Below are 26,275 nucleotides of genomic sequence, written 5' to 3' on the forward strand. Positions count from 1 at the left end.
CGTTTGAAAAGGAAGTCCGTCATGAGAAAAAGAATTGCTAGTTATGTAATCGTATCCCTGCTGCTTGTCGTAACCATTGTTTATTCTGCTACGACAGGCAGTATTAAAATGGGCTTCTTCGAGTTTTTCAGTGCGCTCTCTGAACAAAGCAACAGTCAAATGGAAGCAATTCGCGACTTGCGTTTTCCACGGATGATTGTGGCGATATTTGCAGGCGCGGCATTGTCGGTTTCGGGTGTCTTGTTGCAGTCCGTTATGCGTAATCCACTTGCAGATGCGGGGATTATCGGGATATCTTCCGGTGCAGCATTCATGCAGTTATTCATTATTTCATTCTTTCCGGCACTCTTTTTCATGACGCCTTTATTTGCCTTTATGGGTGGGGCGTTCGCTTGTTTTCTCGTCTTTGCATTATCGTGGAAATCCGGTCTCAGCCCGTTGAAATTAATTCTAGTAGGAATTGCGATCAATGCGATGTTCACAGGCCTCACCGAAGCGTTCATCAGCTTTGGTGGATCGTTGAACGTCTCAGCCTCAAGCGTGATCGGTTCGAATTTAACGATGCGTACGTGGAGCGATGTTTCGACTATCGCGACATACGGAACCATCGGATTGGTTCTGGCGTTTGCATTGTATAGCTGGTGTAATTTATTAGTGCTACAGGATAAGACAGCGAAGAGTATTGGCTTCCATGTCACGCGTGCCCGTTTAATCATTGCGGCAGTAGCTGTTTTACTAGCGGCAATTTCGGTCGTAGTGGCGGGTGTAATATCATTTGTTGGCTTACTTGTACCGCATATTGCCCGCAGATTGGTTGGCCATGACCATAAGGTGCTTATACCATTTACTGCTCTTTTAGGGGCATTGATTATCTTGTTAGCTGACACGCTCGGTAGAACAATCGTAGCACCGCTTGAAATACCTGCTTCAACGCTGATGGCGATCATTGGCGGGCCGTTCTTAATATTCTTACTGCGAAAAGAGTGATACGTTATGGAAATGAAGCGCATTATGGTATCGCATGATAATATAACCAACCATTTGGATGATGTCTCGACGTCTATTTCTAAAGGGAAAGTTACGACGATCATTGGACCAAATGGTTGTGGGAAATCGACATTACTAAGTGTACTTTCACGAATTAATATGCCCACTTCCGGAACAGCTTCACTAGAAAATCGTGATTTAGTGATGTTTAAGCCGAAAGAGTTTGCGAAGAAGTTAGCGATTGTTTATCAGCAGAATGAAGTACCAAAAGATTTGACGATTGAGAAACTAGTCGGCTTCGGTCGGTTGCCACATAAAACGTTTTTACAGCGAAACCAAGAAGAGGATGACAAGGTTATAGATTGGGCATTATCCGTGACAAACCTGACCGACAAACGCCATAAAGACTTAGAAGCATTATCGGGTGGGGAGCGTCAGCGTGTATGGATTGCGATGGCATTGGCACAGCAATCAGAAATACTCTGCTTGGATGAGCCAACAACATACTTAGATATTTATTATCAAATTGAATTATTAGAGCTCGTGAAATCACTGAATGAAGATTATGGATTGACGATTGTCATGGTATTGCATGATATCAATCAGGCGATTCGTTACAGTGATGTGATCATTATGATGAAGAATGGTCGAATCATTGCAGAAGGGCCGCCACGTGAGATCATTACAAAGGATGTCATCAAAGAAGTATATGGAGTCAACGCCGTGTTTAAGGAAGATGACGAATTAGGTCTTTATATGATGTCTCTTGGTATTTAGGAGGTAAGCTGATGAAGAAACGCCTGTCGAAACTGATGCCTTTCGTTTATCTAGCAGTCTTTCTCTACTCAGGCTATTTACTCGTGCAGTATTTGTATACATACGTGGAATCAGCCAGCTCATTGAAGGAGACGCAACAGATGTATGAGAAGGCGTTGGAAAACACGGTTCAGGTTGCTGTAACAGAAGGTGTTAAAGAAGACGCATCGAATGACTATTCGATGCGTCCGCAGTTTGAAGAATTGAATAAGGTGAATCAAGATATCGTGGGTTGGATTTCAGTAGAAGGCACCAATTTGCATAACCCGATCTTGCAGGCTGAAGACAATGATTTTTATTTAAATCGTAACTTCACACGAGAAAATAGTCGCGCAGGCAGTGTCTTTATGGATTATCGGAATGACATTACGGATATGAGCCGCAACACGGTCCTCTATGGTCATGCAATGAGAAATGATACGATGTTCGGTAGTTTGAAGAAATTTGGTGATCAAGACTATGCAGACGAACATCCCGTTATTTATGTCGATACATTGTATGAAGGGTATGATATTGAAGTGTTTGCAGCATATGAAACGACGATTGACTTTTACTATATCGAAACAGATTTTCAGACGGACGAACAATTTTCTGACTTTCTCGAGGAAGTGGAATCACGTTCTCTGATTGATATGCCTGTTGAAGTAGGGGCAGATGATCGAATTGTGACACTGTCGACTTGCAATAACTCGGTGAATAGTAAAGATAAACGCTATGTAGTGCAGGGGAAATTAGTGAAGCGCTAACGTATATATAGAACGAGGAGTTGCTCTAACAGGGTAGCTCCTTTTATTTCTTTAACGATTCGTCTGATAATGATACGATAGGATAAAACGCTGAGGTGGGGGACTTCATGGACTTGGATCAACTACAAAATAAGTTGTATGAAAATAAATCTTTATTCATTGGAGAAGAAACCGCGTTCCGTTCCGCTGTAATCATTCCGTTAGTAGAAGCGGAAGGGGAATGGCATGTGCTATTTGAGGTGCGTGCCTTCACGATGAGGAAACAGCCGGGCGACATCAGTTTTCCTGGCGGCAAAATCGATATAACGGATGCATCCCCTATGGAAGCAGCTTTACGGGAGACACACGAAGAGCTCGGGATTGATCCGAAGACGGTACAGATGATAGAAGAGTTAAGCCCGTATATTGCGTCTCCTTCATTCGTCGTCTATCCGTTCGTAGCGGTAATTGATTATCATGAAATCATTCGAAGTTATAATAAAGAAGAGGTGGAAGAGGTATTTACTATTCCGCTCAAGTGGTTGATGGAACATGAACCGTATATGCATTTGGTATCGATTGAAGTAGCTCCGCCGGATAATTTCCCATTTGAGAAGATTATGAACGGAGATCAGTATAAATTTCGAAGCCATTCACTTGAGGAATGGTTTTATGAGTATGGTACTTATACAGTTTGGGGATTGACGGCTAGAGTGTTAAAACATTTCATCGATATTGTGAAGAAATAAACTGGAATGAGGATCAAGTATGAAAAAAAAGAGGACATGGAAATTCAAGTTATTTATTGGGCTAGGTATTTTCCTGTTAATGATTGCAGTTGGGTTCTTCCTGTTTACTAGTTCTTATTATAAAGCGCAGTCTTACGCGGAAGAAAATTTGCAGTCAGATTCAGATGTAACCGTGACAAATGGTAAAGACTTAGTGTTTGAGCCTACTTCAAATAAGAGAAACATAGGTTTTATTTTCTATCAAGGTGCAAAAGTAGAAGCCGAAGCATACGCACCGATGGCCAAGGAGATTGCTAAACAAGGTTATACTGTAATCATTCCTCACTTGCCGCTCAAGATGGCAATCTTCTCCCCTGATCGGGCAGATAAGGTGATACGTAATCATCCTCAAATGGATACATGGTTAATAGGGGGTCATTCTTTAGGCGGTGTGACAGCATCGGATTATGCATCCCGTCATGAAAAGATTTCTGCGCTCGTGTTGCTGGCTTCTTATCCTGGAAGCCACACGGATTTGAGTGAAACGTCGGTGGATGTGTTGTCGATTCGGGCGAGTCATGATGAGGTGGCGGATGCGAAGGCTATTAAGGCGGCCAAGTCTAGTATGCCTAGTGATTCGAAGTTCATCGAAATAGAAGGTGGTAATCACGCAGGTTTTGGTGATTACGGTGAGCAGAAGGGTGACGGGGTAGCTACTATATCGAATAAAGAGCAGATTATGCAGACTTCTGCTGCGATTGTGAAATTAATGGAGGGATTGGAAAAATAGAAAGTATCTTCCGGTGAATTAAAAGGCTGTGCTAGATGTCGTGTATTCACGATTTCCAGCACAGCCTATCCTGTTATTTTTAGATGCAGGATTAAAGTACAGTAAGTGTCACTTCAATATTACCCCTAGTTGCTTTGGAATATGGGCAGACGTGGTGTGCTTTTTCCACTAGCTCTTCAAGCTTTGTCTTTTCAATGTCTGTACCGGTTACTTGTAATTCAACTTCTAGTTTGAAACCACCGTCTGTTTCATCTTTGCACAAGCTGACGTTTGCAGTGACTTCTGATGAAAACTTAACGCGTTCTTTGCTTGCTACAAGTTGAAGTGCGCTATCGAAACAAGCTGCGTAACCTGCAGCAAATAATTGTTCAGGGTTGGTTGAGTTCTCTAATTCTTTTGCTCTTTTTGTTCCTGGCATTGCCGTATCGAATTCTACTACTTTATCGGAGGATACTACATGGCCTTCTCTTCCTCCGTTAGCGGTTGCTGTGGATGTAGATAGTTTTTCTGACATGAAATCACTACCCCTTGTCTGATTTTTTAGTCTCACTTCATTGTGTACCCGAATAGTGGATAAGTATGTGTGAAATCTTTAATTTTTTATGCGCGTGTATAGAAGCGTCATCCGACGTAGTGATTAAATTTATTTAAATCAGTTAGGAAGTGGGAACACGAAATGAATAAAAATGATATTGCTGATATTCGTAAACGATTTAAATTAGATACTGATCTTTTGACGATCACTGATATTTACCATGTCTATATTAGGCAGGAAAGCAATGAGATTTACCATGAAGAAAGTCAGGCTTTTGCTTTGCTTGACCGTGAGCAACAGGAACTGTTTATGACCAATTTCAAAAAAGTGCTTGGTGGTAAACTAGGTATGAAGTTATTTGAAGTGAAGTTCGAACGTCAAGATGAAGAGACTAACGATCATCACGCACAAAAACTATTGTATGAAGGATTGCAAGCGGAAGAAGCCGATGAATGGAAAGAGGAAATGCAACATCTAGCACTGAAGATGGTGCAAGATGTCCAATATGAAAAAGATCTCGTCGTGACATTTATTCGTGGAAACTACTTTAAGAAGACTAAGCGTAACAGTGAGGAAACTGAAATTGATATGCGCGATGAAGTGTTTACCACACCGTTTATTTTGTGCAGTATGAATCATACAGACTTGCCGAAGCGCTCCATTATATTTGATTTCCAAGAGCGTGAATTCAAATCGAATACGATGCTCGATCCCATCATTAATCTTGCGTCACCAATAGGCGGCTTTTTATTCCCTTGCTTCACGGACAATTCAGCTGATGTCAATCATGTACTATATTCGGCGGGTAAAGCGAATAAACCCGATTATGCGTTCATAGAGAATGTCCTGAATGGTGAAGAAGTGGTGACCGCTGCCGACGATAAGGCCGTTTTCGAGGAGATTGTCAAACAAGTAGTCGGCGGTGAAGTAGATACGGAAACACTAGGAAATGTATATGAAGCAATCTACCGATTAACTGTAGTGGATGAAGAAGAGGAAGAACCGGAAGAGCCACCAGCAATCGATGCGAAGCAAGTAGAGCGTGTGTTGAAAATGAGCGGTGTTGACTACGTTAATACAGAAGCAGTAGAAACAGCTTTCCAGACCGTAGTGGATGATACCTCTTATGAAATGAAAGCAACACACATCGTACCAAGTTATACGTCGAAATCGATTAAGATCGAAACCAAAGTAGCAAACATTTCAATTAGTCCACAAGACCTGAAATATGTCAAACAAGTTAACTATGATGGCAAGCAATGTATTTTGATTGAAGTAGAAGAGGACACAATCATTGAAGGGTTCAAAGTGATCTCAGAAGACTTATTGACGTGAAAACAACCATGAATTCATTGGAATCCATAAAGTGGTTCAAAATTCCGACATATTACCGGCTTTATCCTGATAAATAAACAAGTCCCTTTAAACCTAATTATATTTGATGTATAATAGAAAAGATGGTAGTAGATGTATGGTTAAACTGAGACAGAATAAAGTGCTCCTAGTACGCGCCATGTATGCTGTGACGCCTTATTTAGGAACATTTACGTTTCTGTAAATTTCACATATAAGGAAGGTCAAAATGAGTAATAGACAAACTAAATCAGATGTTATATTAATTGGCGCCGGAATTATGAGTGCGACGCTAGGAACAATGCTTAAAGAATTAGCGCCTGACTGGAATATCTCGTTATTCGAGAAATTAGATAAAGCGGGTGAAGAGAGCTCGCATGAGATGAATAATGCGGGAACAGGACACGCAGCTTTATGTGAACTGAACTATACTTCCGAAAAGCCGGATGGGACTGTAGATATCACAAAAGCGGTTAAAGTAAATGAACAGTTCCAATTATCTATGCAGTTTTGGTCGCATCTAGTAGAAAAAAAGTTGATTAAAGACCCTGAGCAATTTATTATGCCACTGCCACACATGAGTCTTGTACAAGGTGAAGACAATGTGACGTATTTGAAGAAACGCTTTGAAGCTATGACAGCAAATCCACTATTCCAAGGAATGGAGTTTTCCGATGATCCGGAAAAACTAAAAGAATGGATTCCGTTGATCATGCAAGACCGTACTGTTGATGAAGCGATTGCTGCAACAAAAATCGACACAGGTACAGACGTAAACTTCGGTGCATTGACGCGGATGTTAATTGAGCATATGCAAAAAGTGGACGTTGAAGTGAACTACGGTCATCAAGTAGAAGATATCAAACGTACAAGTGATGGCGAATGGGAATTAAAAATAAAGAATAATAAAGATGGTAAGCTTGAATTCCATAAAACTAAATTTGTTTTCATTGGTGGCGGAGGCGGAAGTCTTCCATTGCTACAGAAAACAGGTATTCCCGAAAGTAAACATATCGGTGGATTCCCAATCAGTGGTGTCTTCATGGTCTGTAAAAATCCAGATATAATTGCAAAACATCACGCAAAAGTATACGGAAAAGCAAAAGTCGGTGCACCGCCAATGTCCGTTCCGCACTTGGATACTCGCTATATTGATGGTGAGAAGTCCTTGCTATTCGGTCCTTTCGCAGGATTCACACCAAAGTTCTTGAAAGAAGGATCCATGATGGACCTTATTGGTTCTGTGAAACCCAATAACTTAACGACTATGCTAGCATGTGGTGCAAAGAATATGTCATTGACTAAGTATTTGGTAGAACAAGTGGTACAAACAAAAGAACAACGTATCAATGAACTGCGTGAATTTATTCCGGATGCGAAGAGTGAAGACTGGGATTTATGGACTGCAGGCCAACGTGTGCAAGTTATCAAGGATACTCCAGATAGCAAAGGTACACTTCAATTTGGTACAGAACTTGTAACGGATAAGGACGGTTCCATTGCAGCATTGCTTGGAGCTTCGCCTGGAGCATCCACTGCAGTAGCAGTTATGTTGGATCTGATTAACAAGTGCTTCCCGGGACAAGTAAGTGATTGGGAGCCAAAATTGAAAGAAATGATTCCTTCATATGGTAAAGCATTAGCAGAACATCCTGAGTTATTGAAGGACATGCATGCTTCTACTTCTAAGATATTGAAGCTAACAGAAAATGAGCTCGAGAAAGAAACAGTTCATAGCTAATAGTGTAGATGTTGAATAGCTCTACTGCGATGTACTTCGCAGTAGAGCTTTTTCGTTTGGAAAAATTATGTTGTCACCGCTGCATGGTATTCATCCCAATACTTCTGAAGCTTATTCTTACCATGACCGATTTCAGGATGAAATTGAATATAGGCATTCTCTCTCGTATGCTCAGTATCCTGTATCGAGGAAATTAAGTCATTTTCCAGTATGCCATTCTCCAAGTTGTTGACAATAGAGAGACCCGCAGTTTGCCCTTGACTCATGGCAACTTTAGCTCCTTCAATACCCGTGATGTTCCCCGCAACATAAAGCCCGGGAAGGGTGGATTCCATGCGTTCGTTATGCAATGGGACATATCCACCAAGTTCTTCTATGTGATAGAAAGGACATCCAGCGACAGCTGCCAATTCCGCTAGAGGATACAAACCACCCGCTATACATACGAAATCCGCTCCAATAACCTCTTCAGTGCCAGGAATCACTTCACCGGCTGCATTAATCGTAGAGATTTTCACACCTTCGACTTGTTCATCGCCAATGATTTCAGTAACTGCTTTTCGTAACATAATCGGTATATCCCACATTTTCACGCCATTTTTAGGAAAGAATGTAATACCAAGTTGTTTGAAAAAGTCATTTTTCATCAGTTTACTTCCCATTTTAATAAATGCAGAAGGAGCCATATGTGAAACATGCAGAAGTGAGTTCATAACTTCTAGTGGCTGTCCGAACTTTTCATTTACGGTATTGGAAACGGGCAATGTAATACAAGCGATATCAATATCTGCCATTTTCAGTTCCATTGCAATTGCAGATGATAAGACATTCACACCGATAATGACTCCACGATCTCCGGGTTTTACGCGATGCACGTTGGTCATAACTTGTGCAGCTCCGACTGACATGACTCCCGGAAGCGTCCAACCTTCAATGGGAAGAGGACTTTCCGCGGCCCCTGTCGCCAGCAATAAATGAGTAGTTTCATAAATGTCTACATCTGTATGGACGCTCCAAATTCCGTCCTGCAACTCGATGTTAGAGACGGGTGTGTGTAGCTTAATATCGACACCCAGTTCCTTAGCCTGTTGATGTAGTTTGTTGGATTCTACGATACCGTTCCACCAGTTACCATTAGGCTCTTCGTATAGCTGACCGAGTAAGCGTCCACCAGGTTTCATATATTCGTCGATAACTAGTACACTGTGACCGCGTGATGCAATCGTGATGGCCGCAGTTAATCCGGCTGGTCCCGCACCAATAATGATGGTTTTATTTTCCATGATTGGCCCTCCAATCACGTACGTCTGTAAGCAATTTACCACCGCTTACGACCCGCATTCCTTGTTTGATCGGTGTTAGACAAGCTCGTTCACCTTGTACACCGTCCACGGTTACTCGGCATTCAAAGCAGTGACCAATATTGCAGTAAATGCCTCTAGGAGAACCGCTTTCTTCGTGATGGCGCAACGTTCTAATACCGTTAGCCAGCAGGGCAGCGGCAATTGATTCGTCTTGAAGCGCTTGGTATTCTACATCGTCGAATGTAAATGTGATGCTTTGTGATTCGTCTAGTGTTCCGAGTACTGGGTGGTTTACAATTCGCTGACTCATTCGAAAACCACCCCTAATTTGCTGAAACTTACGGGTCTGATTGGAGGTTGATATTTTAATGTGATTTGTGATTCATCCCGTTCTGTACTTTCAAGCGCTATGCTGTCTACGGCGTTGCGGCAAGTTCTTCCTCCGCAATAGCCCATACCTGCACGCGTACGTAATTTAAGTTCTCTCGGTGTGCATTGAAATCTTTTGGCTGTTTCTTTTAAATCGGAGTAAGTAACTTCTTCGCATCTGCAAATAATTATATCTTTTTCGGACATGTATGTTCACTCCTTGCTAGTTTACTGCTTAACTAATATGCAAGAATCATGCCAATGAAAGAAGTTTTAGAAAGGTATGTCTAATTTGTGCATTTTATTGTACAAAGTGGCACGGGTGATTTCTAGGTTTTTTGCACACTGTAATTTATTTCCGTTTGCCTTTTCCAACTCCTGTACAATCAACTTGCGTTCAAAGTTCTGCATCTGTTCTGCGAGTGGCGCACTTTCTGTTTGAACAGGTTTCGTCATATTGGCCACAGCCAGTGAGTTGGTATTTTCAATGACTTCAGGGGGGAGGTCTTGAACATTGACGAGACCTTTATCAGAGAATACGACTAGGCGTTCAATAGCATTACGGAGTTCCCGAATATTCCCCGGCCAGTTATGTTGGAGAAGCGCTTGCATAACTACTTGCGAAATACTATTGATCTGCCGGTTGTACTTAATGGAGAATTCATAAAGGAAGTAATGGGTCAGCTCTATGATATCCTCCGCCCGTTCGCACAGTGCAGGGATTTTCACGTTGACAACATTCAGGCGATAATACAAGTCTTCCCTGAAAGAACCTTCGCTTACAAGCTCCCTTAAATCGCGGTTGGTGGCGGCGACAATGCGAAAGTCAGCCTCAATCTCTTTTGTACCACCCACTGAATAGTATCTACGCTCTTGGAGGACCCGGAGGAATTTCACTTGCATATCGAGTGGCATTTCTCCTACTTCATCTAATAGAAGAGTACCACCTCTGGCTAATTCAATCTTTCCCTTTTTCCCGCGCTGGTCAGCGCCTGAAAAAGCTCCCTTTTCATAACCGAATATTTCACTTTCAAATAGGCTCTCAGGTATTGCTCCACAGTTTATGGCGACGAATGGTGCGTTCTGCGACTCTCTTAAATTATGGATCGCTTTAGCGAACAGTTCCTTTCCTACACCGCTCTCTCCGTACAGCAAAATGCTGGCATCCGTAGTAGCCGCCTTTTTAGTCATGTTGATTGTCTGCTTGAGTTTATCGCTGTTTCCTTTTATATAATCGAAAGGATTATGGCTAGATGCACTTTTCCGTACCTCTTCTTCAAGCAAGAACAGTTTCTCGGAAGTCGCGTACAACTCATCATTCATTCGGATCTGGCTTGTTATATCGGTTTCTGATACGACGGCGCCAATTATACGATCCCTGTGATAAATAGGGTTGGAGTTGATTAGCACTACGAGATCCTTGCGTGCATGATGTTGCGAATGACGCACTGAGGATCCATTTTGTAACGTGTGTAGTATCTCCAAGTGCTTCGTATCAAAAAAGTCTGTAATGGGTTTACCTATTACGTCTTTTTCTTTGAGAGAGAATAAAGACTCCGCTCCTTTGGTCCAGTACAATACATTGGCATCTTGATCAATCACGGTGCAAGATTCGTCGATTGTATAAAGGACGGTCTGCAAATACGCCAATGTCTTTTCGTGTTGTTCTATCAACTTATCAATGAATTGTTCAGCTTTTATATAACCTGTAATTTCACCTTGCGCATCACGACATAATAAGAATTCAACATGGGAAAACTTCTTGGATACTTCACTGATTGGAATACCTAAAGATAGGATCGGTGAATTTTCGTAACGGAGTTGATTTTTGTGCAAGCGTACATGTAGGTAGTAGTGTGCTTGTTTAATAAACAGCTGTGTAGATGGAGAGTTTGTCATATATTGTTTAATCATTTCCTCGCTTGTGTTTCCGTTCACAATGAGAAAGTCTTTTTTCATAATATCTGTAATGAAATCGTGAATGTATTTCAACATTTTGGTCACTCCAATGTCAGTATTTTATACAGTGTATATAATACTTTACACTTATTGCCTGAAAATTCAATAGTTGCAATGAACAACCTTCCAAAAATAAATTGGTAGTAGAAGATTCCGCAAATAGAAAGCGCTACCATACATTAGGGTTTTTATGGTTAATAAACTGTCACATAAATGTTGGATTGTAAAGTTGGCATGGTTCTTGCATTATATAAAAGTGAATAGGCAATCGAGAGGAGGAGTCCTGTGAAAGGAATACAACATAGCGATATCGTTGTAATTGGTGGGGGAATTATGGGAGCCGCCATTGCGTACTACGGTTCTAAAGCGGGCTTGGAGATTACAGTGCTTGAAAAGAACGAACTAGCGAGTGGCACTTCCTCAAAATGTGATGGAAATATACTGGCGATTGATAAAGATCCCGGTTTCGACAGTCAAATGTCTTTGAAAAGTCAGGAATTGGTTCATCAATTAGATAAAGATTTGGAGCTTTCATTTGAATATCGCAATCCAGGAAGTATTTTAGTTTGTGAGAATGATGCAGAGATGGAAGCTGCAAATCAATGGGTGTCAAAGCAAGTAGAAGCGGGCTTAAGCTTCAAGATGCTAGATCGTCAAGACTTACGAAATGAATCAAAATATTTTGCAGATGATTTATACGGTGGATTGGAATGCAAGACGGATTCCACTGTTAATCCCTATATGATGACATTTTCCATGTTCCACAGTGCTGAAAAACAAGGAGCGATCATTCATAAAAACACGGAAGTAACGAATATGTCACGGAATGTTTCAGGTGAGTTCTTACTAGAGACGACAAACGGACAATTCACTGCCAAGCGTGTAGTGAATGCAGCAGGCGTTTGGGCACCGTTAATTGGACAAATGCTAGATTTGGATATCCCAATTGTACCTAGGAAAGGTCAATTAATTGTCGCATCGAGACAACAGCCTGTGGGATTACGGAAAGTTATGGAGTTCGGTTACTTAATCTCGAAGTTCGGCGGTGAACGTTCAGTGGATCCGCTGACGGAAAAGTATGGTGTAGCGCTTGTCTTTGAACCGACGGAAGCGCAGAACTTTTTGATTGGCAGCAGTCGTGAATTTGTCGGCTTCAATACAAAAGTAGACTATAAAGTGATTCGTCAAATCGCCAAACGCGCATTGCGCTTTTATCCTCAGATGGCCGATATGACTGTCATTCGTACGTATGCAGGCTTACGGCCATGGACAGAAGACCATTTGCCGATTATCTCAAGAGTCGAACATATCCCTGGCTATTATATTGCGGCGGGTCATGAAGGTGATGGAATTAGCCTAGCGGCGGTTACAGGAAAGTTAATAGAAGAAATGCTGAACGATAAGGAAACGTGCATACCGATTGAACCGTTAAGTCTCGTTCGTTTTCGACAGGGGGTTGTGCATTGATGAAGTACCAACGAGTGTTTACGACGTTAGATACGCACACCGGAGGCAATCCAACCCGTACGCTGATTAGTGGCATGCCCCCTTTGCAGGGCAATACGATGTCGGAAAAAATGCTATACATGCAGAAAGAGTATGACTGGATACGAATGTTCCTCATGAATGAACCGCGTGGACATGGTGTTATGTCAGGTGCAATTATGACGGACCCCTGTCATCCCGATGCAGATGTGGGTGTCATTTATATTGAAACGGGGGGCTACTTGCCGATGTGTGGTCATGACACGATTGGTTTTTGCACCGCGTTGATTGAAACCGGCATGATAGAAGTGAAAGAGCCCTATACCATGATCAAAGTAGATACACCGGCGGGTTTAGTGGATGTTACCGTAAAAGTAGAAAAAGGCGTGGCGAAGGAAGTTACGTTCGTCAATGTTCCTTCTTTCTTATTGAAAACAGTGGAGTTGGACGTAGAGGATGTAGGTCATGTCGTTTGCGAAATCGCTTACGGTGGTAACTTCTATGGCATTATTGACGCCCGTACGCTAGATCTTCAGCTGACTGAAGAAAATGGGGCATCACTTATCAGTAAAGGAATTAAGATTCGTAACGCAATCAATGCAACACAGGAAATTATTCATCCGGAGTTTCCTTTCATTAATGGGTTGACACATATCGAATTTTATACTGATCCTACTCATCCAGAAGCGGATTTAAAAAATACGGTCATTGTACCTCCTGGCGGCATCGACCGTTCACCATGTGGTACAGGAACTTCTGCTAAACTCGCGACATTGCATAGTAAAAATGAGTTGAAAGTAGATGAACGTTTTGTTTATGAAAGTATTGTCGGGACATTATTTACAGCGCGCATTCTAGAAGAAATAACAGTAGGCGGTGTTGCTGGAGTCATTCCTGAGGTAACCGGCTCTGCATGGATCATGGGAATGCACCGCTTTTACTACAACGAAAAAGATCCTCTGCGGGAAGGGTACCTTCTCATTCCGCCAATGGATCATTGAAGGTGGGAAAACTGAATGATTCTACAAAAGATGTTCCGTACGATGGATACACAAGTATTTGGAGAGGCGTACCGTATTATAGTGCATTCACCTTTTTACTTTGAAGGCCTGGATATACAAAGTAATCAAAAGAAGTTAGAAAGTCACTTTGAAGCCGAAAAGAATTTACTATTGAACGAACCCCGCGGACACCGTGGAATGAACGGTTGTATTGTAGGTCCTTCAGCCGCAGCGGATTATCAGTTGTTGTTTCTTCATCATCAGCAAGCGATCGACTTTAAATACGAAGCACTTCTTGCCACTACTGGGGGATTGCTTGAAATAGGGCATTTGCAACAGAAGAACGATGGGCAATATACGGTGGAAACCGTTCACGGTATATGGCATGTAAAAGTGTCGGTAGAGCAACAGGAAGTAACCGCTGTCAAGATGGAAGTAGCAGAAGGAAAAATGCTGGAGAGTGATTCAGAGGCTTCTTATGTGGAGCTACCAAGTGGTCACAGGTTCTATGTGTATCCGTTGCCTACTATTATTGAATCTCTTCAATTGGGACAGCTATCAGAGATTATGGAGTGGGGAGCAGTAAAGGTAAAAGAGCTGAAGTCACAATGGAAAGCTTTTGACGGCATTATCTTACAGGAGCAACTTGCAGATCATGAGTATCGATCGGTTACATTTGAACAGGACGGCTATATTTTACGCTCGCCAGGCATAGAAAGTACCATCGCTTTGGCGGTGAAAGAGCAGCGCACTATAAAATCATTGAGCAACCAGAGTATATTCGAAAGCAAGATTGAGGTTCAATCTGTGCCAGGCGATAGGGGAATATTCTCGGTGGAGGGCGTGCCTTACATAACAGGTTCGCATGAATTCATTCTTGACCCTGAAGATCCATTACCAAAAGGATTTATCTTAGCTTAAAAGCCACGTCTAGTAAAACCACAGGGGGTTTTAAAATGGAGAAGAGATTACCCAGCTTGGCCGAAGTATTGTTTGTGCTGATCGGATTTGGAGCAATTATGGTGACGTTTATTGTCGTATTCGGCATTTCCATTCATCTGGCTCTATTGACGACTTGGTTCCTAATTATAGGCTTAGGATTAAAGATTGGTTATAGCTATAAGCAAATGCAGGATGGTTTATTGAATGGTGTAAATGATGGTCTGGAAGCTGTCATCGTCCTGACTTCGGTCGGTGCGTTAATAGGTACCTGGATAGCGGGCGGTATTGTCCCCTCGATTATCTATTACGGATTATCAGTCATTAACCCAAGTATTTTCTTATTGGCGGCTTTCATTATTTGTACAGTAACCTCGATTGCTACAGGAACTTCATTCGGATCGGCAGGTACTGCTGGTATTGCCATGATGGCGATTGGTGCAAGTTTTGGATTCCCATTACCGCTCGTTGCAGGTGCTGTTATTTCGGGTTGTTATGTAGGGGATAAAATGTCACCGCTTTCTGACACAACGGTTATGACAGCCTCACTGTCAAAGGTTGATCTTATCGATCATATTAAGTCGATGTTTACCGTCGCACTGCCAGCGTGGATTATTTCAGCTGTCTTGTTCTTAATTGTAGGACTCTTCTACAAAGGGAACGGAGACCTATCAGCTGCATTGAACACAATGGATTCTTTGGAAGAGTATTTCAATATTAGCTGGTTTATGTTGATTCCAGCAGGAGTTGTCATTTTATTATTGGTATTCAAAATGCCCTCAATTCCCGTTATTTTGTTCGGTGCATTTTTAGGAACAATCTGGGCATTTTTGTTCCAAGGTGCGACGTTCCTCGAGGCATTCAATATTATGTATGCGGGTAACACGATTGAATCAGGCGTACCGTTTATCGATAATTTATTAAATCGAGGCGGAATTGTGTTTATGCTAGACGTAATCGCATTGATCATTTTTGCTCTAGGTGTAGGCGGATTAATGGAACGAATTGGTGTATTGCGTGCAGTAGGGAATTACCTTGGCAAATGGGCAAACAATCCCGGTAAAGCAACGGTAACCACGATGTTAGCTGGACTTCTCGGTAACGCATTTGGTGGAGCTTATGTTTCATTGATTACAGCCACTAAAATTACTGGAGAAAATTATGATAAATTGAATATCGACCGCAGGGTGCTGTCAAGAAACTCCGAAGCCGGTGGAACAGTCACTACGGCTATGGTTCCCTGGTCGGATGGCGGCGTATTCATGGCCGCAGCACTCGGAGTATCCACGATGAGTTATTTACCATTCTTATGGTTTAACTTTTTAGTCATCATTATCTCGCTTATTTACGGGTTTACAGGCAAATTTATTTGGCGGACCCAGCCTGGCGAGCACACGCAAGAGCTTGAAAGCGAAGCTAGTAGCGTAAGTAATGTAAGTGAAATAGGAAATGTAACTAACTAAAACACTAATTGGAGGAATTTAAAATGACAGAAGTAAAAGGTATCTTTCCAGTATTGGTAACACCGATGTTAAATCAGAAAGAGATTGATTGGGACGGGTTCCGTAATAATATTGAGCATTTTATTGGAGAAGGCGTTAATGGAATTGCGATTAACGGAAGTACAGGAGAATTCGTAAGTTTAACAAAAGAAGAGCGTTTCAAAGCAGTAGAAGTAGCAGTGGAACAAATCAATGGCCGCGTTCCGTTGATCGTGGGTACAGCGGCTGAAACAACAGCGGATGCAATTGAATATACACAGCAGGCGGAAAAAGCAGGTGCGCACACAGCATTATTGATTAACTCTTATTATGCTCATCCAAAAGAGGATGAAATCTACGAACACTTCAAAGCGGTAGCTGAATCCGTTAAAATACCGGTTATGATTTACAACAACCCGTTCACATCTGGCGTAGACATCAGCACAGAAACGATTTTGCGTGTGGGTCGCGATGTAGAAAATATTACACATATCAAAGAGTCTAGCGGTGGAATCGGTAAAGCTCGCGATATTGCACGTCAAGGCGAAGGGTTCCTAAAAGTATTCTGTGGTTCAGAAGACTTGGCGATTGAATCATTCTTAGTTGGTGCAACAGGATGGATTTCCGTTTCAGGAAACATCGTACCGGGTCATGTGATGAAATTGTATAATGCCTTGCAGGACGGAAATATGGATGAAGCGTGGAAGTTATACGATGAATTATTGCCTCTATGTGAGTTCCTAGAAGGTTCGGGTAAATATGTACAAATCGCAAAACGCGCAATGGAGCTTAAAGGTTGTGCAGGAGGACCTTGCCGTCTGCCACGTCTGCCATTAAATGAAGAAGAAGATCAAAAACTTAAAGATTTGATGGATGGATTAGGCGTACTGAAAAAAGAATTGGAGGTAGTAACGAATGCTGAAAGTAAATTATGATCTAAAACCTAAAGTAAAGGAATTTTTACAACATACAAAAGGACTCTATATTAATGGAGAGTATGTAGAAGCGAAAAGCGGGAAAACTTTTGATGTAGTTGATCCTGCAACGGAAGAAGTCATCGCCAAAGTAAGTGAAGCACAGCCCGAAGATGTCGATACAGCGGTAGAAGCTGCTCGTAAAGCATTCGATGAAGGGGAATGGACAAAGATGGACGCGGCAACACGTTCTCACTTGATCTACAAGTTTGCAGATTTACTTGACGAGAATCGTGAAGAACTGGCACAGCTTGAAGCATTAGACAACGGCAAACCATACGAAGTGGCATTGGCTGACGACGTAGACGGTACTGTACAACATTTCCGTTACTATGCAGGCTGGGCAACAAAGATTACTGGACAAACTGTTCAAGTATCTCCTGACTACCTTAACTATATCGTGCATGAGCCAGTTGGTGTGGTAGGGCAAGTAATTCCTTGGAATTTCCCTCTAGCAATGGCGGCGTGGAAACTTGGATCTGCGCTCGCAGTAGGCTGTACAGTAGTTATCAAACCAGCAAGTGAAACACCATTATCGTTACTTTATGCAGCTCGCCTATTTAAAGAAGCCGGCTTCCCGGACGGTGTTGTTAACGTATTACCAGGTGCCGGAAGTGTAGCAGGTAATGCTTTAATCACACATGAAAAGGTAGACAAGGTAGCATTTACAGGATCAACTGCAGTAGGGAAACAAGTAATGAAGTCTGCTGCAGATCAGATGAAAGGCATCACACTTGAACTTGGTGGGAAATCACCTTCTATCGTATTGGAAGATGCAGATGTGGAAGAAGCTATCGAAGGTGTATTTGCAGGAACTATGTACAATCATGGACAAAACTGTAGTGCATGTACTCGCGCGTATATCCATCGCAGCTTGTATGATCAATTTGTTGAAGCGTTAGCTACTAAAGCGAAAGCGTTGAAAGTGGGACCAGGAATGGATCCATCTACGGAAATGGGCCCGCTCGTATCTGCTAAGCAACAGAAAACAGTATTGGAATATATCCAAAAAGGTAAAGAGGAAGGTGCACGTCTAGTAGCCGGAGGCGAAAAAGCGCATGAAAAAGGTTTCTTCGTACAACCCACCGTGTTTGCAGATGTGAAAGATGATATGACAATCGCTCGTGAAGAAATCTTTGGTCCTGTTTTATCACTATTCGTCTTTGATACAGTAGAAGAAGCAATTCAGCGTGCTAATGATAGTGAATATGGCTTGGCGGCAAGTGTGTGGACAGAAAATGTCAAAAAAGCACATTATATCGCAAGCAAGTTGCAGTCTGGTACTGTCTGGATAAATGACTTCGGCCTTGAGTGGGAGACTATGCCATTCGGTGGTTATAAGCAATCGGGTATTGGCCGCGAAATGGGCGGAGAATATGGTTTAGCGAATTACACGGAAGTGAAAAGTGTATTCGTGAATATGAAGCAGTAATATAAAGCGGCAAAAGAAATAACCTGTCTAGGATCACTCCAGACAGGTTATTTCTTTTGTCCTAAACCGCTGTTTTCATATTTATACACGTTGGTAATATTTGACGATCATCACCTAATGAAGTGAACTTTGGGATTTAAAATGAACAGTAGCGTGTGAAATACTGCGGATCATGATTATATTATTTATTTGAATAGCGAAACCTTTTTTAACATAGCGCAGACGGGAACGGCAATGGCGATTCCTACTGCACATTGAACCAGGTCGCCTGGAATGGAAGCGAGCGGGATGATCAAACTGTTATACAGAATACTTTCTCCGATATAATAGCCTGCAATAGTGAATGGTATGGACGCTAGCATGGCGAGTAGATTGAACTTAAAGCTTGTTCCTTTACGACCGTTTGACCAAGCAATTTTACCTACGATATACCCTTGCAAGCCGCGTGTCAGGATAGTGATAGGTGCCCATAATGCCCATCCACTGACGAGGTCAAACAAGCCCATTCCGACAGCTCCTGCTATCATACCTTTCTTCGGTCCAAATAAAATGGAGACAATGAACAACATGGCGGTACCGAGATGGATTAATCCACCGTTTCCTAGAGGCAGCTTAATATTAAGTAAAAGCGTAGCGACGAACACGAGTGATGCAAGCATGGACGTCAATATTAGATCAAACGTCTTCGTTCGTTGTGCTGGATAGCTCTGTGTTTTTTGCATGATCTGAACCTTCCTCACGTATAAAAGTAGTAAATTTAGAATAAAGGCAATCTGATGCTTTAAAAAGAGTCAATTTATAATTAATTTAAGTGGTCAGATATAAATAAACACATGGAGATAGTTTTGAATTATGAACACATACACTCTATACTAAAGAAAAAGGAAGTGGACTAGTATGAAAAAACAGAATTTAGCCTGGATCGCAGGAGTAATTGCACTTCTTCCTTTCGCCTATGGCATGGGAGCAACTGCGTTGATCCGAAAAACTCGCTATCGTATCACGCAACAGTTAGATGAACGAAAAGGGATTGCATTAACGTTTGACGATGGTCCCCATCCTGTGTATACAATGCAACTGCTTGATTTACTCAAACGCTATCAAATCAAAGCAACATTTTTTGTATTAGGTCAGAACGTACGGCAGTATCCCAACGTTGTCGAACGTATGCATAAGGAAGGCCATCAAATCGGTATTCATCATGATCGCCACACATCTAGCTGGCTATTAACACCATCTCAACTATCACATGAAATTAAAGAAACTCACCGTGCCATCGTTAATGTTACGGGTGAATCGCCAATATTATACAGACCGCCATGGGGCCTTCTGAATGCTGCAACACTATTCGTCACCAAACCCTATCAAATTATACTTTGGTCACATGTCTTTCAAGACTGGAAAATAGAGAGTTGTAAATCAGGATTACTAGAAGGTTTGCGCAACACACCAGCTGAAGGCTCTATTGTACTATTGCATGACGACGGTACCAACCGAGGAGCAGATGACGAAGCACCAGCCTACATGTTGGACAGGCTATCTATATACTTGGAAGAGGCTGTGGCGGAAGGTGTGGAATTCGTACCCGTCAATGGTCTTAAACGGTAGCTGGGTAATGATTTGTGCATGTTTAACTGAATATCCATTTTGTCTTTCATAAATGCAGTAGCTTTTGAAAGCAGAAAACATTTCACTACAATATCGATAAACACTAACTTTCTCTTAACCTTATATACGTCTTACTGCGTAATCAAGCAAGTTCCTACAAGTCTATACCTATATAAATCCATTTATGATTATACAGAAATGCCTCTGATCTTTTATAAGATTAGAGGCATTTTCGCGTAATTTTTAAAACACACATTCTATCGCTTGTGTAAGTTTCAATAATAGTGTATAACCATTGTATAAGGTTATTTATATAAAAACGCTATTATTCCATTTAATATGTATTCTTGTATAAGGTTTGTTTCGATATAGAAGTGAGGAGATGTTGAAAATGAAGAAAAAAGTACATGTAATTGGGGCAGGTGTAGCAGGATTAGCCAGTGCTATTCGACTTCAACACGCAGGTTATCAAGTAGAGCTTTTTGAAAAGGAATCCATGGCTGGAGGTAAGATGCACCGTATTGAACAAGACGGCTATCAATTTGATCTAGGGCCGACAATTGTTATGATGCCTGATCTGTATAAAGAAATATTTTACCTATGCGGAAAAGACCCGGACGACTATATTCCAATGGAACGGTTGGATCCTATGTATAGCGTATATTTTGGAGATAAACCGCAAGATCACTATGAAATTTCCGCGGAATTATCAAAATTAATAGAAGTCTTTGAAGGGATAAGTGAAGATGATGCAGCAGGATTCCTTGAATACCTACAGGTCATCTATAAACGCTTCCTTGTTGCGAAAGAGCATTTCTTGCAGAAACCATTCCGTAAACCATCAGATTTCTACAATTTATCCGTACTTAAACAAGGTTTAAAGCTGAAGACATTTGACACCGCAGATGAATTTATGAGCAAGTACATTAAAGATGAACGTCTGAAGCAGATGATCAGCTTCCAGACATTATATATTGGCGTTTCTCCGTATAGTGGTCCGTCATTATATACGATGATTCCAATGATCGAATTTCTCTACGGCGTATGGTTTATTAAAGGCGGAATGTATACGATGGCATCATCGCTCGAGCGCTTATTCTTAGAACTTGGAGGAAAAGTACATTACAACACGTCAGTTGAAGAGATTGTTATCGAAAACAGAGAAGCAAAAGGAATCCAAGTAGCTGGTGAATTTATTGAATCAGACTATGTAATGTGTAATGCCGACTTCCCTTACGCGATGAAAAACTTGGTAAAAGATGTTCCGTCTAAAGGGAAATACACAGATAAAAAAATTGATAATATGAAATACTCATGTTCATGTTTCTTGATGTACCTAGGAATGGATAAGAAATATGAAGAAGTAAAGACAGCTCACAACTTTATTTTCAATGAAAAGTTAAAAGAAAACTTGGATGATATTTTCACCGGAAAGAAATTAGAAGAAGCATCATTCTATGTTTATATTGGCTCTAAATTGGATCCGACTTTGGCACCGGAAGGTAAAGACGGTTTGTATATTCTGGTACCGGTTTCGGATCGTTCTTGTTCACAATACGACTGGGATAAAGAAACAATCCAGCACTATCGCCACTATGTCCTTGAAGCATTGAAGAAAGTAAAAGGTTTTGAAAACGTGGAAAATGAAATAGTATCGGAAAGTTTCATGACACCACAAGACTTTGAAGAACGTTTCAACGCACAAAATGGTGCAACATTCGGATTGCAACCAACACTTAGCCAAAGTAATCACTTACGTCCACAAAGCAAAGCGACACACTGTGAAAACCTATACTTTACTGGTAGTAGTACGCATCCAGGCGCAGGCGTACCAATTGTTCTCCTTTCGGCGCGAATTGCGACAGAGGAACTTATGCATGACGACAGAGGTATATTATTCCAAGCAACTTGAGAGGAGAATTCATATGCTGACCAATCGGCCAACGACTATTGCTTCAGATTATGCTTATTGTGAAAAGATCATTAAGTATCATTCAAAGAGCTTTTATTATGCCTTTTCCAATCTGCCCGAAGACAAAGCGCGTGCAGTATATGCTATCTACGCTTTTTGTCGGATTGCAGATGATAGTGTGGATGAAAATAGGGAAAGTGGATTACAACTAATTGCGCTAGATCGGTTACTGGATGAGCTCACTCATTTTGCAAAAGGTCAGGATGTAGATCATCCATTATGGAGGGCTATGCGCGATGTATTCAACCGCTTCGATATGGATATACAACCGTTTTACGAGCAACTGACAGGGCAGCGGATGGATATTCATTTTATGAGGCCACCGAATCTAAGTTCATTGGAAACGTACTGTAAATATGTAGCGGGTTCTGTAGGAAAGATGCTGTTACCAATTATCGCAAGTAATACGAAAGCTAACTTGAATCGCGCGGCGGAAGATCTTGGGATTGCGATGCAGTTGACAAATATTCTTCGCGATGTTGGTGAAGATTATCGCGAAATAGGTCGTATTTATTTACCACAAGATGAAATGGAACGTTATGAGTACAACGAGTTGCTATTGTCTGAAGGTCAAGTCACAAAAGGATTTGTGACTATGTGGGAATATCTCGCGAAGCGTGCGGAGTTCCTGTATGACAATTTTACACAGCATATTGGAGAATTCGATGAAGATAGTCGTTTTCCTGTATTATCTTCAGCGTATATCTACAGAGGAATTTTAAACAGTGTACGGAAAAGTGAATATGATTGTTTTACTCAGAAAAATTACGTGTCGGCGGTCGAAATGACCAAGCTGGTAGCCCGTGCAAGCTTGTAAAAAGGAGAGTGGACCTTTATGTTGGACAATCAAAAACGCGTAGTTGTGATCGGGGGAGGTTTAGGGGGACTATCAGCTGCAATATCATTAGCCCAACGTGATTATTCCGTATCCTTGTATGAACAAAACAATCATCTGGGCGGAAAGTTAAATCGCTTAGAGCAAGATGGTTTCGGTTTCGATTTGGGTCCTTCCATATTGACGATGCCGCATATTTTCGAGAAGTTATTTACGGACAGTGGGAAGCGTATGTCAGATTACGTTAAAATCCACAGATTGGAACGTGAATGGCGTTCTTTTTTCCCTGATGGAAAAGTGCTTGATTTATATGGTGACTTGCAAAAGATGGAACAGATGAATCCTCATTTATCACGCAGAGATATGAGAGATTATCAGAAGTTCCTGCACTACTCTAAAGGTCTATATGACATGACAGAAGCGGGTTACTTCAAAGAGGGATTAGATTCGACATATGAAGTAATTAAACATCATGGCGCGCTAAAGTCCATTAAAGGCTTTGACCTGTTCTCTACTGTGCATGAGGCAATTGACGAGCGTGTACGTAACCCCCATCTACGCGATATGCTATCGTATTTTATTAAATATGTTGGTTCTTCTCCTTACGATGCACCCGCTATTTTGAATATGATGGTCTACATGCAACATGCTCAAGGTTGTTGGTATGTGCCTGGTGGAATGCATCATTTAGCCAATGCACTGGTTCAACTGGCGGAAGAAGTAGGCGTCAAGCTACATACAGGGATGGGTGTTCGGAAAATGAAGGCAGAAGGCGACCGAGTTATTGGTGCGGAACTGGCAAGCGGGGAAATAGTAGAAGCAGACTACTTTGTTTCCAATATGGAAGTAATTCCGTTTTATCAGAAGATGATCGATAGTGATCCGAAGTTCACGAAAAAACTTGAGAAGAAATTTGAACCATCCAGTTCAGGTTTAGTTCTTCATATTGGCGTCAAGAAGAGCTATCCACAACTTAATCATCACAACTTCTTTTTCTCCAAAAACTTAAAAAAGCAAATGGATAAAGTATTTATAAAGAAACAATTACCTGACGATCCTACGATTTATCTCGTCAATACGAATAAAACAGATCCTTCACAGACGTTACCCGGTCATGAAAACTTGAAAATTTTACCGCATATTCCGTATATTCAAGATAACCCGTTTACGCGAGCTGATTATTTGAAGTTGGAAAACAATGTACTGAAAAAGCTAGAGTGTATGGGACTTGAAGGTTTACGGGAAAATATTGTGACGCGCGATGTATGGACGCCCCATGATATTGAACGCACGTATGGTTCACACCGCGGCTCAATTTATGGAACCGTGTCGGATAAAAAGAAGAACAAAGGGTTCAAACATCAGAAGCAAAGTGAACGCTTTGATAATCTGTACTTTGTCGGTGGCACAGTTAATCCAGGTGGTGGTATGCCCATGGTGACGTTAAGCGGTCAACAAGTATGTGATAAAATTCTGACACGTGATTTGGAGAAACGTTCATAGTCGTAACGAAATGAGGCGGGAGAGGATTTTGCGATGGACATCTTTGTACTTTTACTGTCAATAGCACTTGTCGTAGCACTCCTTGGTCTATTGTGCGGGGTACTGGTCTTTTGGCGAGTGCCCATTATACGAGATAAGGGCAATTCAACGTCTTCCGTCTCTATTATTATTCCGGCTAGAAATGAAGAACTTCGTCTGAAACCGTTACTCGAATCAATTGTTCGTCAGCAATATGTAACATATGAAGTGATTGTGGTAGATGACGGATCTACAGATAGAACGAGAGAGTTGGCGCGTTCTTACGGAGCAACCGTGATCTCAAATGAGCTGTTGGAAGACGGCTGGATTGGAAAATCTGCGGCTTGCTGGGCGGGCGCATTGGCAGCGGAAAATAAACTATTGTTATTTATGGATGCAGATACGGTATTTACGCATCCAGACAGTTTGTCGAATTATATAGCATCATTTGAATCCATGGGGAGCCGTGGTATTTTGTCATTACAGCCAGATCATTATGCAGAAAAATGGTATGAGCAACTAGCATTTCTCTTTCCGCTCATTGTAATGGTAGGGATGAACGTCTTTACAATAGCAGGAAACCGTTTAAAAGCGGGGGGGTCATTCGGGCCATGTTTGCTATGTGAAAAGGCACAGTATCAACAGGTTGGCGGACATGCGGTCGTACGTGGAGCCGTAATGGATGACTTGGCGCTAGGGAAGGCATTTCAAGAACACGATTTGCCTGTGCGTTGCTTTGGCGGTAAAGGAATTGCGTGGTTACGTATGTATCCCGGAGGCTTGTCCGACATGGTGCAAGGCTATTCTAAAAGCATGGCAAGCGGTTCTACAGCAACGCTACCACTTGTTATGGGGCTAATTTACATTTGGATGGCAGGTGCATCCATTACTCCAATGATGCTGGTTGCTTCAGGTTTTAGTTCGACAGGTTGGCTAGGGGTGTCTATTGGTTTATATACGTTATACGCGATGGAATTAGTGATCGCTTCCAGACGTGTCGGTCGTTTTGTTTGGTGGATATTTCCACTGTATCCGTTATTATTGATCGTCTTCATTTTGATATTCATGTATTCACTTTATCTATCAAAACGAAAAGGCAGTGTACAATGGAAAGGACGGAACATTAATGTTTGAGGTCGAAAGTTATAGAAACCAATGAAGGAGGTGATGGGATGCCGCTGATCGAATTACCGTTACTGTGGGTCATCATTGTAGACACAGTAGCATGGGTGATCTTTCATCTATCCATATCGATGGCGGCGCAGCGAATTCCTATCGATTGGTTTGCGCAGCATAAACGCTTGTTTAAAGCTTTTCCTTGGGAACAGGAAGGACGAATTTGGCAACGTTTATTCCGCGTGAAGAAGTGGAAGGGGTATATCCCGGATGGCACGTTATTCATTTCGAACGGTTATAATAAAAGTCAGTTACACGGGGCCGATGCTTCATCGCTTTATGACTTTCTGTTAGAATCCAGACGAGCAGAGTGTGTGCATTGGCTGTCCATCTTCCCGGGGTTTGTCTTCTTTCTATGGAATCCTGTTTGGGCTGCTTGGCTAAATATTGCCTATGCTGTACTGTTTAACGTGCCATTAATCGTAGTGCAACGATTTAATCGTCCCCGATTGGAAAGGCTGTTAAATTCATCACGATAAGTTTTTGTAGTAGTATGTAAGTATTGGGTATTGTATGATAACACGACCTGATAGCACGAATATTT

Annotated in this window: 25 protein-coding genes; 19 read left to right on the forward strand and 6 right to left on the reverse strand. The window is 41.7% G+C overall.

All coding sequences use genetic code 11. The features are described 5' to 3' along the window. Window positions 1-21: 21 nt before the first annotated feature. From CSV73_RS03120 to CSV73_RS03140, 5 genes are all read left to right on the forward strand, one after another. Complete coding sequence (locus tag CSV73_RS03120; protein ID WP_099626619.1) at window positions 22-987, forward strand: FecCD family ABC transporter permease; 966 nt, start codon at window positions 22-24, stop codon at window positions 985-987. Window positions 988-993: 6 nt separating this feature from the next. Next, window positions 994-1,764, forward strand: a complete 771-nt coding sequence (locus tag CSV73_RS03125; RefSeq protein WP_099626620.1) for an ABC transporter ATP-binding protein — start codon at window positions 994-996, stop codon at window positions 1,762-1,764. 11 nt (window positions 1,765-1,775) lie between these two features. Next, window positions 1,776-2,549: a class B sortase gene (gene srtB, locus CSV73_RS03130; protein WP_099626621.1), complete on the forward strand. Its 774-nt coding sequence runs from the start codon at window positions 1,776-1,778 to the stop codon at window positions 2,547-2,549. Window positions 2,550-2,656: 107 nt separating this feature from the next. Next, complete coding sequence (locus tag CSV73_RS03135; protein WP_085132223.1) at window positions 2,657-3,277, forward strand: NUDIX hydrolase; 621 nt, start codon at window positions 2,657-2,659, stop codon at window positions 3,275-3,277. Between the two features lie 19 nt (window positions 3,278-3,296). Beyond that, window positions 3,297-4,046, forward strand: a complete 750-nt coding sequence (locus CSV73_RS03140; RefSeq protein WP_085132222.1) for an alpha/beta hydrolase — start codon at window positions 3,297-3,299, stop codon at window positions 4,044-4,046. 91 nt (window positions 4,047-4,137) lie between these two features. Here CSV73_RS03140 and CSV73_RS03145 read toward each other — a convergent pair whose 3' ends face one another. After that, entirely contained in the window at window positions 4,138-4,560 is a 423-nt protein-coding gene (locus tag CSV73_RS03145; protein WP_099626622.1) for an organic hydroperoxide resistance protein, read from the reverse strand. A 162-nt stretch (window positions 4,561-4,722) separates the two neighbouring features. On the opposite strand from CSV73_RS03145, the gene CSV73_RS03150 reads away from it, so the two are divergent. Continuing rightward, complete coding sequence (locus tag CSV73_RS03150; protein WP_099626623.1) at window positions 4,723-5,916, forward strand: DUF4317 domain-containing protein; 1,194 nt, start codon at window positions 4,723-4,725, stop codon at window positions 5,914-5,916. 247 nt (window positions 5,917-6,163) lie between these two features. Further along, window positions 6,164-7,675: a malate:quinone oxidoreductase gene (locus CSV73_RS03155; RefSeq protein ID WP_099626624.1), complete on the forward strand. Its 1,512-nt coding sequence runs from the start codon at window positions 6,164-6,166 to the stop codon at window positions 7,673-7,675. Window positions 7,676-7,740: 65 nt separating this feature from the next. Here the strand turns inward: CSV73_RS03155 and CSV73_RS03160 are convergent, their stop codons facing one another. The 4 genes from CSV73_RS03160 to CSV73_RS03175 all read right to left on the reverse strand — a co-directional run bounded on the left by CSV73_RS03160 (window position 7,741) and on the right by CSV73_RS03175 (window position 11,343). Then, a complete protein-coding gene (locus CSV73_RS03160) occupies window positions 7,741-8,958 on the reverse strand; it encodes an NAD(P)/FAD-dependent oxidoreductase (protein ID WP_099626625.1) in 1,218 nt (405 codons plus the stop codon). Further along, on the reverse strand, window positions 8,948-9,289 hold the full coding sequence (locus CSV73_RS03165; protein ID WP_099626626.1) for a (2Fe-2S)-binding protein: 342 nt from the start codon (window positions 9,287-9,289) through the stop codon (window positions 8,948-8,950). The genes CSV73_RS03160 and CSV73_RS03165 overlap by 11 nt, the downstream gene beginning before the upstream one ends. Then, complete coding sequence (locus CSV73_RS03170; RefSeq protein WP_099626627.1) at window positions 9,286-9,555, reverse strand: (2Fe-2S)-binding protein; 270 nt, start codon at window positions 9,553-9,555, stop codon at window positions 9,286-9,288. Before CSV73_RS03170 ends, CSV73_RS03165 begins: the two co-directional genes overlap by 4 nt. Before the next feature lie 66 nt (window positions 9,556-9,621). After that, entirely contained in the window at window positions 9,622-11,343 is a 1,722-nt protein-coding gene (locus CSV73_RS03175; RefSeq protein WP_099626628.1) for a sigma-54 interaction domain-containing protein, read from the reverse strand. Window positions 11,344-11,640: 297 nt separating this feature from the next. Between CSV73_RS03175 and CSV73_RS03180 the strand changes: the two genes are divergently transcribed. From CSV73_RS03180 to CSV73_RS03205, 6 genes are read left to right on the forward strand one after another with little or no spacing between them, the layout of a single operon-like run. After that, window positions 11,641-12,774: an NAD(P)/FAD-dependent oxidoreductase gene (locus tag CSV73_RS03180; protein WP_369802570.1), complete on the forward strand. Its 1,134-nt coding sequence runs from the start codon at window positions 11,641-11,643 to the stop codon at window positions 12,772-12,774. After that, window positions 12,774-13,793: a proline racemase family protein gene (locus CSV73_RS03185; RefSeq protein ID WP_099626629.1), complete on the forward strand. Its 1,020-nt coding sequence runs from the start codon at window positions 12,774-12,776 to the stop codon at window positions 13,791-13,793. Before CSV73_RS03180 ends, CSV73_RS03185 begins: the two co-directional genes overlap by 1 nt. Window positions 13,794-13,808: 15 nt before the next feature. Then, the gene (locus tag CSV73_RS03190) at window positions 13,809-14,714 is read left to right on the forward strand and encodes a proline racemase family protein (RefSeq protein ID WP_099626630.1); all 906 of its coding nucleotides are present in this window, start codon (window positions 13,809-13,811) and stop codon (window positions 14,712-14,714) included. Window positions 14,715-14,749: 35 nt separating this feature from the next. Beyond that, window positions 14,750-16,195 (forward strand): Na+/H+ antiporter NhaC, encoded by a 1,446-nt coding sequence (gene nhaC, locus CSV73_RS03195; RefSeq protein WP_085132212.1) that lies wholly within the window; start codon window positions 14,750-14,752, stop codon window positions 16,193-16,195. A 23-nt stretch (window positions 16,196-16,218) separates the two neighbouring features. After that, entirely contained in the window at window positions 16,219-17,148 is a 930-nt protein-coding gene (gene dapA / locus CSV73_RS03200) for a 4-hydroxy-tetrahydrodipicolinate synthase (RefSeq protein ID WP_085132211.1), read from the forward strand. Beyond that, entirely contained in the window at window positions 17,129-18,619 is a 1,491-nt protein-coding gene (locus tag CSV73_RS03205; protein WP_085132210.1) for an aldehyde dehydrogenase family protein, read from the forward strand. Before dapA ends, CSV73_RS03205 begins: the two co-directional genes overlap by 20 nt. 185 nt (window positions 18,620-18,804) lie before the next feature. Here the strand turns inward: CSV73_RS03205 and CSV73_RS03210 are convergent, their stop codons facing one another. Beyond that, the gene (locus CSV73_RS03210; RefSeq protein ID WP_085132209.1) at window positions 18,805-19,341 is read right to left on the reverse strand and encodes an ECF transporter S component; all 537 of its coding nucleotides are present in this window, start codon (window positions 19,339-19,341) and stop codon (window positions 18,805-18,807) included. A 175-nt stretch (window positions 19,342-19,516) separates the two neighbouring features. Here CSV73_RS03210 and CSV73_RS03215 point away from each other — a divergent pair, with 175 nt between their 5' ends. From CSV73_RS03215 to CSV73_RS03240, 6 genes are all read left to right on the forward strand, one after another. Then, window positions 19,517-20,227: a polysaccharide deacetylase family protein gene (locus CSV73_RS03215; protein WP_099626631.1), complete on the forward strand. Its 711-nt coding sequence runs from the start codon at window positions 19,517-19,519 to the stop codon at window positions 20,225-20,227. 391 nt (window positions 20,228-20,618) lie between these two features. Continuing rightward, window positions 20,619-22,139, forward strand: a complete 1,521-nt coding sequence (locus CSV73_RS03220; RefSeq protein ID WP_085132207.1) for a phytoene desaturase family protein — start codon at window positions 20,619-20,621, stop codon at window positions 22,137-22,139. Beyond that, window positions 22,105-23,016, forward strand: a complete 912-nt coding sequence (locus CSV73_RS03225; RefSeq protein ID WP_232319129.1) for a phytoene/squalene synthase family protein — start codon at window positions 22,105-22,107, stop codon at window positions 23,014-23,016. The genes CSV73_RS03220 and CSV73_RS03225 overlap by 35 nt, the downstream gene beginning before the upstream one ends. An 18-nt stretch (window positions 23,017-23,034) precedes the next feature. Continuing rightward, a complete protein-coding gene (locus tag CSV73_RS03230; RefSeq protein ID WP_085132205.1) occupies window positions 23,035-24,537 on the forward strand; it encodes a phytoene desaturase family protein in 1,503 nt (500 codons plus the stop codon). A gap of 33 nt (window positions 24,538-24,570) precedes the next feature. After that, the gene (locus CSV73_RS03235; protein ID WP_099626632.1) at window positions 24,571-25,689 is read left to right on the forward strand and encodes a glycosyltransferase family 2 protein; all 1,119 of its coding nucleotides are present in this window, start codon (window positions 24,571-24,573) and stop codon (window positions 25,687-25,689) included. A 38-nt stretch (window positions 25,690-25,727) separates the two neighbouring features. Next, entirely contained in the window at window positions 25,728-26,210 is a 483-nt protein-coding gene (locus tag CSV73_RS03240) for a glycosyl-4,4'-diaponeurosporenoate acyltransferase CrtO family protein (protein ID WP_099626633.1), read from the forward strand. Window positions 26,211-26,275 lie beyond the last annotated feature (65 nt).

This window comes from Sporosarcina sp. P1, assembly GCF_002743155.1.
Lineage (GTDB): Bacteria > Bacillota > Bacilli > Bacillales_A > Planococcaceae > Sporosarcina > Sporosarcina ureae_B.

Excerpts from the sequence above, each read along its gene's own strand:
- CSV73_RS03140 (WP_085132222.1), top strand. The coding sequence starts at position 3,297 with ATGAAAAAAAAGAGGACATGGAAATTCAAGTTATTTATTGGGCTAGGT.
- dapA (WP_085132211.1), top strand. The coding sequence starts at position 16,219 with ATGACAGAAGTAAAAGGTATCTTTCCAGTATTGGTAACACCGATGTTA.
- CSV73_RS03135 (WP_085132223.1), top strand. The coding sequence starts at position 2,657 with ATGGACTTGGATCAACTACAAAATAAGTTGTATGAAAATAAATCTTTA.
- CSV73_RS03180 (WP_369802570.1), top strand. The coding sequence starts at position 11,641 with ATGGGAGCCGCCATTGCGTACTACGGTTCTAAAGCGGGCTTGGAGATT.
- CSV73_RS03160 (WP_099626625.1), bottom strand. The coding sequence starts at position 8,958 with ATGGAAAATAAAACCATCATTATTGGTGCGGGACCAGCCGGATTAACT.
- CSV73_RS03205 (WP_085132210.1), top strand. The coding sequence starts at position 17,129 with ATGCTGAAAGTAAATTATGATCTAAAACCTAAAGTAAAGGAATTTTTA.
- CSV73_RS03170 (WP_099626627.1), bottom strand. The coding sequence starts at position 9,555 with ATGTCCGAAAAAGATATAATTATTTGCAGATGCGAAGAAGTTACTTAC.
- srtB (WP_099626621.1), top strand. The coding sequence starts at position 1,776 with ATGAAGAAACGCCTGTCGAAACTGATGCCTTTCGTTTATCTAGCAGTC.
- CSV73_RS03230 (WP_085132205.1), top strand. The coding sequence starts at position 23,035 with ATGTTGGACAATCAAAAACGCGTAGTTGTGATCGGGGGAGGTTTAGGG.
- CSV73_RS03235 (WP_099626632.1), top strand. The coding sequence starts at position 24,571 with ATGGACATCTTTGTACTTTTACTGTCAATAGCACTTGTCGTAGCACTC.
- CSV73_RS03185 (WP_099626629.1), top strand. The coding sequence starts at position 12,774 with ATGAAGTACCAACGAGTGTTTACGACGTTAGATACGCACACCGGAGGC.
- CSV73_RS03190 (WP_099626630.1), top strand. The coding sequence starts at position 13,809 with ATGATTCTACAAAAGATGTTCCGTACGATGGATACACAAGTATTTGGA.
- CSV73_RS03220 (WP_085132207.1), top strand. The coding sequence starts at position 20,619 with ATGAAGAAAAAAGTACATGTAATTGGGGCAGGTGTAGCAGGATTAGCC.
- CSV73_RS03145 (WP_099626622.1), bottom strand. The coding sequence starts at position 4,560 with ATGTCAGAAAAACTATCTACATCCACAGCAACCGCTAACGGAGGAAGA.
- CSV73_RS03155 (WP_099626624.1), top strand. The coding sequence starts at position 6,164 with ATGAGTAATAGACAAACTAAATCAGATGTTATATTAATTGGCGCCGGA.
- CSV73_RS03165 (WP_099626626.1), bottom strand. The coding sequence starts at position 9,289 with ATGAGTCAGCGAATTGTAAACCACCCAGTACTCGGAACACTAGACGAA.
- nhaC (WP_085132212.1), top strand. The coding sequence starts at position 14,750 with ATGGAGAAGAGATTACCCAGCTTGGCCGAAGTATTGTTTGTGCTGATC.
- CSV73_RS03225 (WP_232319129.1), top strand. The coding sequence starts at position 22,105 with ATGACGACAGAGGTATATTATTCCAAGCAACTTGAGAGGAGAATTCAT.
- CSV73_RS03150 (WP_099626623.1), top strand. The coding sequence starts at position 4,723 with ATGAATAAAAATGATATTGCTGATATTCGTAAACGATTTAAATTAGAT.
- CSV73_RS03120 (WP_099626619.1), top strand. The coding sequence starts at position 22 with ATGAGAAAAAGAATTGCTAGTTATGTAATCGTATCCCTGCTGCTTGTC.
- CSV73_RS03210 (WP_085132209.1), bottom strand. The coding sequence starts at position 19,341 with ATGCAAAAAACACAGAGCTATCCAGCACAACGAACGAAGACGTTTGAT.
- CSV73_RS03175 (WP_099626628.1), bottom strand. The coding sequence starts at position 11,343 with ATGTTGAAATACATTCACGATTTCATTACAGATATTATGAAAAAAGAC.
- CSV73_RS03240 (WP_099626633.1), top strand. The coding sequence starts at position 25,728 with ATGCCGCTGATCGAATTACCGTTACTGTGGGTCATCATTGTAGACACA.
- CSV73_RS03125 (WP_099626620.1), top strand. The coding sequence starts at position 994 with ATGGAAATGAAGCGCATTATGGTATCGCATGATAATATAACCAACCAT.
- CSV73_RS03215 (WP_099626631.1), top strand. The coding sequence starts at position 19,517 with ATGAAAAAACAGAATTTAGCCTGGATCGCAGGAGTAATTGCACTTCTT.